Annotated in this window: 11 protein-coding genes and 1 pseudogene; 8 read left to right on the top strand and 4 right to left on the bottom strand. The window is 73.8% G+C overall.

What is annotated here, in order from left to right:
- Positions 1-549 (bottom strand): annotated as a pseudogene (locus Q4D18_RS08595) (cation:proton antiporter); the annotation flags it as partial.
- A gap of 29 nt (positions 550-578) precedes the next feature.
- On the opposite strand from Q4D18_RS08595, the gene dcd reads away from it, so the two are divergent.
- From dcd to mnhG, 8 genes are read left to right on the top strand one after another with little or no spacing between them, the layout of a single operon-like run.
- Positions 579-1,160, top strand: a complete 582-nt coding sequence (gene dcd / locus Q4D18_RS08590; protein ID WP_303127355.1) for a dCTP deaminase — start codon at positions 579-581, stop codon at positions 1,158-1,160.
- Position 1,161: 1 nt separating this feature from the next.
- A complete protein-coding gene (locus Q4D18_RS08585) occupies positions 1,162-2,493 on the top strand; it encodes an MFS transporter (RefSeq protein ID WP_303127353.1) in 1,332 nt (443 codons plus the stop codon).
- Positions 2,494-2,535: 42 nt separating this feature from the next.
- A complete protein-coding gene (locus tag Q4D18_RS08580; protein WP_303127352.1) occupies positions 2,536-5,694 on the top strand; it encodes a Na+/H+ antiporter subunit A in 3,159 nt (1,052 codons plus the stop codon).
- Complete coding sequence (locus Q4D18_RS08575) at positions 5,694-6,296, top strand: sodium:proton antiporter (RefSeq protein WP_303127351.1); 603 nt, start codon at positions 5,694-5,696, stop codon at positions 6,294-6,296. Before Q4D18_RS08580 ends, Q4D18_RS08575 begins: the two co-directional genes overlap by 1 nt.
- A complete protein-coding gene (locus Q4D18_RS08570) occupies positions 6,296-7,924 on the top strand; it encodes a Na+/H+ antiporter subunit D (RefSeq protein ID WP_303127363.1) in 1,629 nt (542 codons plus the stop codon). Before Q4D18_RS08575 ends, Q4D18_RS08570 begins: the two co-directional genes overlap by 1 nt.
- Positions 7,911-8,636: a Na+/H+ antiporter subunit E gene (locus tag Q4D18_RS08565; protein WP_303127350.1), complete on the top strand. Its 726-nt coding sequence runs from the start codon at positions 7,911-7,913 to the stop codon at positions 8,634-8,636. The genes Q4D18_RS08570 and Q4D18_RS08565 overlap by 14 nt, the downstream gene beginning before the upstream one ends.
- The gene (locus Q4D18_RS08560) at positions 8,633-8,971 is read left to right on the top strand and encodes a monovalent cation/H+ antiporter complex subunit F (RefSeq protein WP_303127349.1); all 339 of its coding nucleotides are present in this window, start codon (positions 8,633-8,635) and stop codon (positions 8,969-8,971) included. The genes Q4D18_RS08565 and Q4D18_RS08560 overlap by 4 nt, the downstream gene beginning before the upstream one ends.
- A gap of 1 nt (position 8,972) precedes the next feature.
- Positions 8,973-9,389: a monovalent cation/H(+) antiporter subunit G gene (gene mnhG / locus Q4D18_RS08555; protein ID WP_303127347.1), complete on the top strand. Its 417-nt coding sequence runs from the start codon at positions 8,973-8,975 to the stop codon at positions 9,387-9,389.
- 96 nt (positions 9,390-9,485) lie between these two features.
- Here mnhG and Q4D18_RS08550 read toward each other — a convergent pair whose 3' ends face one another.
- The 3 genes from Q4D18_RS08550 to Q4D18_RS08540 all read right to left on the bottom strand — a co-directional run.
- Positions 9,486-9,764: a DUF4235 domain-containing protein gene (locus tag Q4D18_RS08550; RefSeq protein WP_303127345.1), complete on the bottom strand. Its 279-nt coding sequence runs from the start codon at positions 9,762-9,764 to the stop codon at positions 9,486-9,488.
- Positions 9,765-9,868: 104 nt separating this feature from the next.
- Positions 9,869-10,870 carry an aminotransferase class IV gene (locus Q4D18_RS08545; protein ID WP_303127343.1) on the bottom strand — a complete coding sequence of 334 codons (1,002 nt, stop codon included), beginning with the start codon at positions 10,868-10,870 and terminating at the stop codon, positions 9,869-9,871.
- Positions 10,871-10,874: 4 nt separating this feature from the next.
- Positions 10,875-12,250, bottom strand: a 1,376-nt coding sequence (locus tag Q4D18_RS08540; protein ID WP_303127341.1) for an MMPL family transporter, incomplete at its 5' end; no start/stop codon positions are given.

Raw genomic sequence — 12,250 nt, 5'->3', positions numbered from 1 at the left:
CCAGGAACGCGCTGCCGGCCACGAGCGCCGTCATCAGCGGCAGGTACACGGCCATGGCGAGGTCCTCGAACACGAGCACGGAGAGCATCACCGGGGTCTCGCGGTTGCCCACGCGGCCCAGGTCGTTGAGCACCTTCGCGATGATGCCGGAGGAGGAGATGTAGGTGATGCCGCCCAGGACGACGGCACCACCGGCCCCCAGCCGAGCAGCCAGCCCGCCACGGCGCCGGGGGTGAAGTTCAGGGCCACGTCCAGCAGGCCGGAGCGCCAGGACCCCCGCAGCCCGGTCATCAGCTCGCGGGCCGAGTACTCCAGCCCCAGCGTGAGCAGCAGCAGGACCACGCCGATCTCGGCGGCCAGGGTGCTGAACTCGTCGATCGCCTCCACGGGGCTGGGCAGGTCCCCGGCGGCGCCCACGCCGGAGAACACGAGCCCGCCGACGCCGATCGTCAGGCCGCCGAGGAGGTAGAGGGGCACGGGGGACATGCCGATCCGGGCGGCCAGGCGGCCCAGCACCCCGAGCAGGAGCAGGACCGCGCCGAGCTCCACGCGGCCCGCCCCTGCGCTACCGTGATCCCGTGCTGCTCTCCGACCGCGACATCCGCGCCGAGCTGGCCTCCGGCCGCATCGGCCTCGACCCGCTCGAGACCTCGATGGTCCAGCCTGCGTCCGTGGACGTGCGCCTGGACCGCTTCTTCCGGCTGTTCGACAACCACCGGTACGCGCACATCGACCCCGCTCAGGAGCAGGACGAGCTCACCCGCCTCGTGGAGGTGGACCCCGCCGAGCCGTTCATCCTGCACCCCGGCGAGTTCGTCCTCGGCTCCACGCACGAGCAGGTCACCCTGCCGGACGACGTCGCCGCTCGCCTCGAGGGCAAGTCCTCGCTCGGGCGGCTGGGCCTGCTGACCCACTCCACGGCCGGGTTCGTGGACCCGGGCTTCTCCGGGCACGTCACGCTGGAGCTGTCCAACGTGGCCACCCTGCCGATCACGCTGTGGCCCGGCATGAAGATCGGGCAGCTCTGCTTCTTCCGGCTCTCCTCGCCCGCCGAGACCCCCTACGGGGCCGGGGAGAACAAGAACCGGTACCAGGGCCAGCGCGGCCCCACCGCCTCCCGCTCGCACCGGGACTTCCACATCACCCGGATCGAGCGCTGACATGGGCGGGGCCCGGCTGCGCCACCGACGCCAGGTGGCGGCCTGGGCCCTGTGGGACTGGGGGTCGGCCTCGTTCAACGCGGTCATGGTGACCTTCGTCTTCGGCACCTATCTCGCCTCGGACGCCTTCGGCCCGGACGACCGGGGCACCGCGTGGCTGTCCGCGGCCAACGCGGCCGCCGGCGTCGTCGTCGCCCTGACCGCCCCCGCCATGGGGCGCCGCGCGGACGGGGTGGGGCGGCGCCGGCTGTGGCTGGGGCTGACCACCGCGGTGGTGATCGCGGCGACGGCGGCGTGCGTCCTCGTGGCCCCCGACCCGGGGCTGCTGTGGCTCGGGGTGAGCCTGATCGCGCTGGGCACCGTGGCCTTCGAGTTCGCGGAGGTGCACGTCAACGCGATCCTCGTGCAGATCTCGACGCCGGCCACGATCGGCCGCGTCTCCGGCATCGGCTGGGGCGCCGGGTACCTCGGCGGGATCATGCTCCTGCTGCTGGTGTACGTCGGGTTCGTCTCCGGGGACGTCCACTGGTTCGGCGTGCCCGAGGCCGAGGCGTGGAACATCCGTGTAGTGGCCCTCGTGGCGGCGGCCTGGTTCCTGGTCTTCGCGATCCCGGTGCTCGTGGCCGTCCCCGAGCAGCCGCCCGTCCGCCGCGCGGACGGGGCCCTGCGCCGCGAGTCCCTCCTGGAGGCCTACCGCGGGCTCGGGCGGACCCTCGTCCGCATGTGGCGCGAGGACCGCTCCACCCTGCGGTTCCTGGTCGCCTCCGCCGTGTTCCGGGACGGGGTCGGCGCCGTGTTCGTCTACGGGGCCATCCTCGGCACCACGCTCTACGGGATCAGCGCCGGGGACGTCATCCTCTTCGCGATCGCCGCCAACGTGGTGGCGGCCCTCGGCGCGTTCGCGGGCGGCCGCCTGGACGACGCCGTCGGCCCCCGACGCGTCATCCTGGTCTCGCTGGCCGCCATGGTGGCCGTCGCCGCCGGGCTGGCCCTGGCCTCCGGTCCGCGCGCGTTCTGGATCGGAGGCCTGGCCCTGTGCCTGTTCGTGGGCCCCGTGCAGTCCGCCTCACGCGCGTTCCTCGGCCGCCTCACCCGCCCGGAGACGGCCGGCGAGGTGTTCGGGCTCTACGCCACCACCGGCCGGGCGGTGGGGTTCATCACCCCGGCCCTCGTGGCGCTCGCGCTCGCGGCCGTGCCGGACAACCGCGTGGTCATCCCCGTGATCGCGCTGGTCCTGACGGCCGGCGGGCTGCTGCTCCTCCGGGTCCCGGAGCTTCCCCGGGAGGATGGGCCGAGAGCGAAGCAGCGGATCATGCGCGGACCGGTCCGCTAAGGTCAAGGGGACCCTCGCCCCCGCCGCCGACGAAGGGACTCCATGCTCGTCCTGCTGACCGCCCTCTTCGCCGTCGCGCTCCTGGCCCCCGTGGTGTTCCGGTGGACGGGGCGTCGGGGGTTCTACGCGCTGGCGCTGGTGCCCGCCGCCGGCTTCGTCTGGGTCCTGACCCAGCTGCCCCGCGTGACCGCCCTGCAGGAGGCGCTGGAGCGCGGGGGCCCCGTCCCGGCCGGCTCCGCCCACCTCGAGCGCGTGGTGCCGTGGGTGCCGTACCTGGACATCGAGCTGACCTTCCGCATGGACGCCCTCGCCGCGTTCATGTCCCTGATCGTCCTGGGCGTCGGTGCCCTCGTGCTGGCCTACTGCGCCCGCTACTTCCGCACGCATGAGCCGCGCAACGCCATCTTCGGCGCGCAGCTGCTCGCGTTCGCCGGCGCCATGTTCGGCCTGGTCACCACGGACGACGTCATGGTGCTCTACACCTTCTGGGAGATCACCTCGGTGCTCTCCTTCCTGCTGATCGGGTACTCGGGGCACCGCATCTTCGCCCGCCGATCGGCCATCCAGGCGCTGATCGTCACCACCCTCGGCGGGCTCGCGATGCTCGTGGGCCTGATCATGCTCGCGGTGCACGCCGGCTCGTGGCGGATCTCCGGGATCCTCGCGGCGGCCCCGGGCCTGCTCGACGGCGGGATGCCGCGCGGGCTGCTGGAGGCCGCCGTCGCCCTCGTCCTGGTGGGCGCTCTGTCCAAGTCCGCCCAGGTGCCGTTCCACTTCTGGCTGCCCGCCGCCATGGCCGCCCCGACCCCGGTGTCCGCGTACCTGCACGCCGCCGCCATGGTGAAGGCGGGCGTGTTCCTCGTGGCGCGCCTGGCCCCGGCCTTCGCCGAGCTGGCCTCGTGGCAGGTGCTCGTGCTCGGCGTGGGCCTGTGGACGCTGCTGCTGGGCGGCTGGCGCGCCCTGCGCCAGACGGACGTCAAGCTCGTGATCGCGTACGGCACGGTCTCCCAGCTGGGCTTCCTGATGGTGGCCAACGGCCTGGGCACCCGGGACGCCGCCATGGCCGGGCTGGCCATGCTCCTGGCGCACGCGCTCTTCAAGGCGCCCCTGTTCATGGTGGTCGGCGTGATCGACCACGAGGCCGGCACGCGCGACCTGCGCCAGCTCTCCGGCATCGGTCGGCGCCACCCGTGGCTGGCCGCCGTCGGCGTGGTGGCGGGCGCCTCCATGGCCGGCCTGCCCTCGCTGTTCGGCTTCGTGGCCAAGGAGTCGGTGCTCGAGTCCCTCCTGCACCACGCCGCGCACACCGGCACCGTGTGGGGCTGGGTGCCCCTGGTGGGCCTGGCCCTGGGCTCGGTGCTGACGTTCGCCTACACATGGCGGTTCCTGTGGGGCGCGTTCGGCACCAAGGGCCCGCAGGACTCCGAGGCCGGCGAGCCGGTGCCCGTGACGCGGTTCCACTCGGCCCTGAGCGCCGAGGACCTGGCCCCCATGGCCGTCCTGGCCTTCGCGTGCGTGGGCCTGGGCCTGGTGCCCGGCCTCGCCGAGGGCCTCATCCGGGCGCACACGGACGCCCTGCCCGCGCTCGAGCCGGACGGCGAGCCGGCCTACCTGGCGCTCTGGCACGGCTTCACCCCGGTGCTGGCGATCTCCGCGGGCATCTGGGCCCTGGGCGCGCTGCTGGCCGCCGCCCGCCGCCCCTTCTCCCGCCTCCAGGCCCGGACCGCGTTCCCGGTCGAGGCCGCCGGGGCCTACCAGCGGATCGTCGGCGCCGTGGACGTGGCCGCCGTGTGGGTCACCGGCCGCACGCAGACCGGCTCCCTGCGTCGGTACCTGTTCATCATCCTCGCCGCCGCGGCGGGCCTGCCCGCCCTGGCCATGGTGTTCCCCGCGGGGGAGGAGGACCGCGTCCTGGCCACCGCGTTCCTCGACGCCGACCTCCAGGCCTTCCAGACCCCCGTCCAGCTGGGCATCGTGCTGATCGCCTGCTGCGCCGCCGTCCTGGCCGTCCGGGCCCGCCGTCGCTTCATGGCCATCATGCTGGTCTCCGTCACCGGCTACGCCGCCGCCGCCCTGTTCGCGCTGCGCGGGGCCCCCGACCTGGCCATCACCCAGGTGCTCGTGGAGACCATCATCCTGATCACCGCGATCCTGGGCCTGCGCGTGCTGCCCCCGGACTGGCACTCCAAGACCACCGGCCGCCGTCGGGTGCCCCGCCTCCTGCTCGGCGTCGGCTTCGCCCTCGTGATGATGTGGGTGGCCGCCACCGCCCTCGGCGCCCGCACCGCCGAGCGGATCTCCCTGCCCATGCCCCAGCTGTCCTACGAGTTCGGCTACGGTGCCAACGCCGTGAACGTCACCCTCGTGGACCTGCGTGCGTGGGACACGTGGGGCGAGATCACCGTGCTGGCCGCGGCGGCCACCGGCGTGGCGTCCCTCGTGTTCCTGGAGCACCGTGACAAGCGTCGTCGGGACCTGGCCACCGTGGTCCCGGGCAGCGTGGGCAACTACGGCGCCGACTCCGCCCTCGGCACCCGCGAGCTGTCCGTGGTCCGCAGCTTCGCGGTGGACGACCGCAACGACCAGTGGCTCACCGCCGGGCACACCATGGCCCCGGAGCGCCGCTCGATCATCCTCGAGGTGGTCACCCGGTTCCTGTTCCCCGCGCTCATGCTGCTGTCCGTGTACCTGCTGCTGGCCGGGCACAACACCCCCGGCGGCGGCTTCGCCGGCGGCCTGCTCGCGGGCCTGGCGCTGACCCTGCGCTACCTCGCCGGCGGCCGCTACGAGCTGCAGGAGGCCTCCCGCATCCCCGCGGGGGCCCTGCTGGGCCTGGGCCTGGGGATCGCGACCGTCACCGGACTGCTCCCGCTGCTGTTCGGCGGCCAGGTGCTGCAGTCCTACAAGCTCGAGTTCCACGACCTGCCGCTCTTCGGGGACTCGCTCAAGCTCGTCACCGCCACGGCGTTCGACGTCGGCGTGTACCTCGTGGTGATCGGCCTCGTGATCGACGTGCTCCGCTCCCTGGGCGCGGAGATCGACCGCCGCGGCGAGGAGTGGCAGGGGGCCCGGTACCGGGCGGCCGGTCGGCGCACCCGGCCCCGCCCGCTCCGGCCCGGCCCGCGGCCCTCGCCCGACCCCGCCCCGCGCGCCGCCGAACCCCAGACCGACCCCGTCCGCCCCGAGGAGGCCACCCCGTGATGACCGTGGACCTCGCACTCCTGCTGCTGATGGGCGTCATGTTCGCCTGCGGGATCTACCTGCTGCTCGAGCGGAGCCTGACCCGCATCCTGCTGGGCATCATGCTCGTCAACAACGCGGCCGTGGTGCTGCTCTTCCTCGCCTCCGGCGGGGTGGGCCGGGCGCCCCTGTACGAGTCGGGCGTGGACCCGCGCGAGTACAGCGACACCCTGCCCCAGGCCCTGATCCTCACCGCGATCGTGATCGGCTTCGCCACCACCGCGTTCCTGGTGGCCATGATCTACCGGTCGTGGCAGCTGCTGCGCCAGGACGACGTCGCCGCGGACGTCGAGGACCTCAAGGTCGCCTCGCAGTCCTGGTGGGACGCGGAGGACGACTCGGTCCTCACGGAGGAGCACTCCGAGTTCCTCGACGACGCCGCGGACCCCAACGCGGAGTACGAGCTCGCCACCGCGTCCGCGCCGCGCGCGCAGGACGCCGCCAAGCGCCCCCGCCCGCGCCACGGCCGCCCCGCGGCCCGCGCGGGCTCCGCCGCGGAGGGCGGCGACGCCGGGCCCGCCTCCGTCGTCGGCGCTCCCGCCGAAGGGGGTGATCGCCCGTGATGCTCGGATCGACGCCCTTGACGGACCTCGCACCGCTGTCCGTCATGCTGCCCGTGCTCGGCGCGGGCATCACGTTCGTGCTGGTGGGCCGCGCCCGCGCGCAGGTCGCCGTCACGGTGACCGCCCTGACCCTGACCCTGGTGCTGAACTGCCTCCTGCTGGCCGAGGTGTGGACCTCGGGGGTGGCCGCCGTCGAGATCGGCGGGTGGGCCGCCCCGGTGGGCATCTCCCTCGTGGTGGACCGGCTCTCCGCCCTCATGCTGGTGGTGTCCTCGCTGATCACCCTGGCGGTGCTCCTGTATGCCTCGGCGCAGGGCGTGATCGGCCAGGACCAGGGCGGACCGGTGAGCATCTTCCACCCGACGTTCCTGGTGCTGGTGGCGGGCGTGTCCAACGCGTTCCTGGCCGGCGACCTCTTCAACCTCTTCGTGGGCTTCGAGATCCTGCTGACCTCCTCGTACGTGCTCCTGACGCTCGGGGGCACGGAGCAGCGGATCCGCGCCGGCATCACGTACGTGGTGGTCTCCGTGGTCTCCTCCGTGATCTTCCTGATCGCGATCGCCATGATCTACGCCGCCACCGGCACGGTGAACATGGCGGACCTGGCCGTGAAGCTCGGCGAGCTGCCCAGCGACCTGCAGATGGTGCTGCACGTCCTGCTGCTGGTGGGCTTCGGCATCAAGGCCGCCGTGTTCCCGCTGTCCTTCTGGCTCCCGGACTCCTACCCGACGGCGCCCGCCCCGGTCACCGCCGTGTTCGCGGGCCTGCTCACCAAGGTGGGCGTGTACGCCATGATCCGCACCGAGACCCTCCTCTTCCCGGGGGAGCACGTGAACGACATGCTGATGGTCTCCGCCGCGCTCACCATGGTGGTCGGCATCCTGGGCGCGCTGGCCCAGACGGACCTCAAGCGCATCCTGTCCTTCATCCTGGTCTCCCACATCGGCTACATGGTGTTCGGCCTCGCCCTCGCCACCCAGGTGGGCCTGACCGCCACCGTCTACTACGTGGGCCACCACATCACCGTGCAGACCGCTCTGTTCCTGGTGACGGGCCTGATCGAGCAGCGCGCCGGCACCGCCAACATCGACCGCCTCGGCTCGCTGGCCAAGGTCTCGCCCCTGATCGGCGTCCTCTTCCTGCTGCCGGCGCTCAACCTCGGCGGCATCCCGCCCCTGTCCGGGTTCTTCGGCAAGGTGGGCCTGCTGCGCGGCGGCGTCCAGGACGGCGGGCCGCTGGCCTACACGCTCGTGGGCGTCTCCGTCCTCGTGTCCCTGCTGACGCTGCTCGTCCTGGTCCGCGCCTACACCCGCGCGTTCTGGCGGAAGGTCGAGGACGTGGAGCACCCGACGCCGCAGCTCGTGGCCGCCTACGAGCGCGTCACCGCGCGCGGCAAGCGGCTGAAGCCGCTCTCGATGGGCCTCGTGCTGCCGACCGCCGGCCTCGTGGTCATGACGCTCGCGTTCACGGTCTTCGCAGGCCCGCTGTACGACCTCGCCGACCGGGCCGCCACCGACATGCTGGACCGCACGCCGTACATCAGCGCGGTGCTGGGGTCCGAGGCGGCCGAGCGCGCCGCGGTCAGCCTCAGCCACGACCCGACGGAGGTGCACGATGCCCGCAACTGAGCGGACCGCCGTCACCGGCGGAGGTCCCGGCGCCGAGGAGGGCCGGGCCGCGGCCGAGCGCCGGGGCACCCTCCTGCGGCAGTGGCCGCTGCTGCTGGGGATGGTGCTGCTGTGGTGCGCCGTGTGGCAGGACTTCGCCCTGCACGTGGTGCTCACCGGCGTCGTCTTCTCCCTGCTGGTGCAGGTGCTCTTCCCCATGCCCCCCGTGCCCTTCGGGGACCGGTTCAACCCCTGGCACGCCCTCGTGTTCACGGGTCGGTTCCTGTGGGACGTGGTGCGCTCCTCCGTGTCCGTGGCCCGCGTGATCCTCACCCGGCGCGGCCAGGTGCGCAGCTCCGTGGTGCGGGTGCCCCTGCGCAGCCACGACGACATCGTGATGACGCTGGTCAGCCACGCGCTGGCCCTGGTGCCGGGCTCGATCGTCCTGGACGTGGACCGGGCCCGCGCCGTCCTGTACCTGCACGTGCTGGACGTCGACTCGGACGAGGACATGGACGCCTACCGCGCCACCGCGCTCGAGGTGGAGGCGGGCATCATCCGCGCCGTCGGCTCGACGGAGGACATGGCGCTGCTCCGGGCCCACCCGGACTCCGCCCCCGACGCCGAGGGCATGGCCGAACGCCGCCGTCACCCCGCCTACCGGGCCGAGCTGCTCCCGGACACCCCGGGGCCGGCCGGACCCACCGACGCCGAACGGGGAGGACCCCGATGACCGCACCCCTGCTCGTGGCCGCCTGGGCCGGCGGCGCCCTGCTCCTGATCGGGGCCGTGGCGTCCGTGTACCGGATCGTGAAGGGCCCCTCGCTGCTGGACCGCGTCGTGGCCACGGACGTGCTCCTGGTGGTGCTGTCCTCCGCGCTCGTCCTGGACATGGCCGTGCGGGACCACACGGACACCGTGGTGCTCGTCCTGCTGGCCGCCGCGGTCGGCTTCCTGGGCTCCGTCACCGTGGCCCGGTTCGTGGAGGACCGCCGGCCCGACCACCCGCAGGAGGAGTCCGCCCTGGTGGCGGGCACCTCCGACGTCCCGACGCGAGAGGAGGCCTGAGATGGACGGGACCTGGGTCGACTGGCTCGCCGCCGCCCTGCTGGTCGCGGGCGCCTTCTTCTCCCTCGTGGCCGGCGTGGGCCTCGTGGTCCTGCCGGACCTGCTCTCCCGCATGCACGCCTCGGCCAAGCCCCAGGTGCTGGGGCTGCTGCTCATGCTCACCGGCCTGGCGCTCGAGTGGGGCTCGTGGGTCTGGGTGCCCGTGCTCGTGGCGGCGTGGGTGGTGCAGATGATCGCCGCGCCGGTGGCCTCCCACCTCATCAGCCGCACCGGCTACCGCACCAAGCACGTGCGCCGCGACCTGCTGCACCGGGACGACCTCGCCGCGCAGACCTGCCGCGTCCCCCGGGAGCAGATGGCGGCCACCATGCCGGACGTCGAGGGCCACGGGCCGCTGGGGGACCAGGAGGACCGCTGAGCCCTGCGCCCGCCCGCCCCATGGGGACGACGACGGCCACCCGCCGGATCCGCTCCGGTGGGTGGCCGTCGTCGGTACGGGCGGACCCCGAGGGGATCAGACCTCGTTGTCGACGCGCTTGCCCGTCTTGTCCGCGATCCTGCGGACGCCGTCGGCGGCGGCGCGCTGGCCGGCCACCTTCAGCACCGAGGCGATCCCCGCGGAGGCGAACGTGAAGGCGAGGGCCTCCACGAGCGGCACGGTCTCGTCCGTCGCGTCCGAGGGGGCGTCGTGTCCGGTGACGAGCTTCCAGCCGCCGGCCACGAGGCGCGATGCCACGATGCCGCCGACCACGGTGACGCCGGTGGCCAGGATCTTCTGGACGAGCTTCTCCATGCGTGCGTTCCTTCCGGTCAGGGGACGCCGCCTCCCGGGCGGGGCGGGGCGTCAGGGGGTCGCCGCACGGAGCGCGCGGCCTGGACCCAGCGTAGTCGTGCGGCTCAGCCCTCGTCCCGGACCGGGTCGCCCGAGACGTGCTCGCCGGGGTCGCCGTCGGCGTCGAGCCAGGCCTGGAGCCGCTCGGTGAGCTCCGCGTCCACGGGGGTCTCGCGGCCGTCCACGGCGCGGATCGGCAGCACCCCGCGGAGCGAGGAGACCAGCCACAGCCCGTCCGCACCCTCGAGGTCGGCGGGCACGAGCGGGCCGTAGCCCAGCGCCCAGCCCGCGGCCTGCGCCGCCGCGAAGATCACCGACTGCGAGGTGCCGGCCAGGATGCCCTTCCGGCGCAGCGGCGTGACCAGGCGGCGGACGCCGTCGGGGCCGCGGCGGGCGAGCAGCAGCGTGGAGGTCGGCCCCTCGAGGAGGTAGCCGTCCGCGCTCGTGAAGACGACGTCGTCCGCACCGTGGGCGCGCGCGTGGCGCAGGGCGGCCATGTTCACCGCGTAGGAGAGGGTCTTGGCGCCGGTGAGCAGCCACGGGGCCCGCTCGGCCACGGTGGAGTCCAGGCCCCGGTCCAGCAGCAGCACGCGCACGCCGGTGCGCCGCTCGGCCGGGTCGGGGCGGGCCGCCGGCGTGAGCAGCACCCAGGCGGTGGGCCGGGGCGGCTCGCCGGGGCCAACCTCGGGCCCTCGGGTGACCGTGAGCTTCACGGCCAGGCGGTCTCCCTCGGCCACGTCGTTCGCCGCGGCGAACGCGTCCAGGCCCGCGGCCATCGCCGCCTCCCACACCGGGGCCTCCGGCACCGGCAGCATCAGGGCGGCCGCGGAGGCGGCCAGCCGCCCCAGGTGCGCGCCCGGCTTGCGCATCACGAACGTGCCGGAGGCGTCCGCCACGGCGAGCGCGGTCTCGAACAGCCCGTCGCCGCGGGTGGCGCCCTGGTCCGTGACGGTCAGGTGGGGCGCCGCGGGGTCGGCCAGGCGCGGGGTCGCCGCGCCGTCGGGTCCGGTGGTGAGCAGGACGAGGACGGGCTCGCCGGGGGCGGGGGAGTGGTCGGTGGACGGCATGGCGTCAGGATACGCGCGGCGCGTCCGCCTCCGGCTCCGCCGGGGCGTGCGCGTCCCCGTGCTCGGTGCGGCGCTCGAGCTGGGCGCCCTCCACGTCCACGTCCGGCATGATCCGGTCCAGCCAGCGCGGCAGCCACCAGGCGGCGTCGCCGAGCAGGTGCATGAGCGCCGGCATCAGCAGCAGGCGCACCACGAACGCGTCCAGCAGGACGCCGAAGGCCAGGCCGAAGCCGATCGGCCGGATCATCGCGTCGTGCGAGAACACGAAGCCGCCGAACACGGAGATCATGATGATCGCCGCGGCGGTGACCACCGCGCGCCCGCCGCGCAGGCCCGTCATGACGGCGTGCCGGGCCGGCTGGCCGTGGGCGTACGCCTCGCGCATGCCGGAGGCGATGAACAGCTGGTAGTCCATGGCCAGGCCGAACAGCACGCCGATCATGATGGTCGGCAGGAAGCTGAGCACCGGGCCGGGGTTGTGCACCCCGAACAGCGAGCCGAGCCAGCCCCACTGGTAGATGGCCACCACGCCGCCCATGGCCGCGAACACGGACAGGACGAACCCGCCGGTGGCGATCAGGGGCACGAGGATCGAGCGGAACACCAGGATCATGATCAGCAGGGACAGGCCGACGACGACGCCCAGGTACAGCGGCAGCGCGTCGGAGAGCTTCTGCGAGACGTCGATGAACCCGGAGGTCACGCCGGCCACGCCGAGCGAGGTCGCCGCGCCCGCGGGGTCGAGGTCCCGGAGGGAGTGCACGAGCTCCTCGGTGGACACCGCGTTCGGGCCCTCCTCGGGGATCACCTGGTACATGGCCACCGTGCGGTCGTCGTTGAACCCGGCGGGCACCACGGTCCGGGCGTGCTCGACGCCGGCCAGCTGCTCGCCCACGGTCAGCTGGGTCTCGGTGGCCTCGTCCTCGGAGAGCTTCGCGGGCAGGTCCGCGGTGACCACGAGGGGACCGTTGTGGCCCTCGCCGAACTTCTCCGCGATCAGCTCGTAGGACGCCTGGGAGTCCGAGCCCACCGGCTCGGACCCGCCGTCGGGCAGGCCCAGTCGCATCTGCCCGAACGGCAGCGCCACGAGCACGAGCGCGGCCATGGCGGCCAGCACGGTGCCCAGCGCCACCGGGGTGGACATCGTCGGCCGGCGGTGCGCGGCGCGCACGGCGCGGGCCGCGTGGCTGCCGGCGCCGTGGTCCGCGGCGGCGTCCGCGGTGAGGGCGGCGCGCTCCTTCCGGGACAGGATCCGCATCCCGGCGAGGGAGAGCAGGGCCGGGGTGAGGGTGACGGCCACCAGAACGGCGATCGCCACGCACACGGCCCCCACGGTGCCCATCAGGCCCAGGAACGGGATGCCGGTGACGTTGAGGGCCA

Origin of the sequence: Micrococcus sp. (assembly GCF_030523875.1) — a bacterium.
Classification (GTDB): Bacteria; Actinomycetota; Actinomycetes; order Actinomycetales; family Micrococcaceae; genus Micrococcus.
The sequence above is the reverse complement of the archived record's forward strand: the minus strand, read 5'-3'. Positions and strand labels throughout refer to the sequence as shown.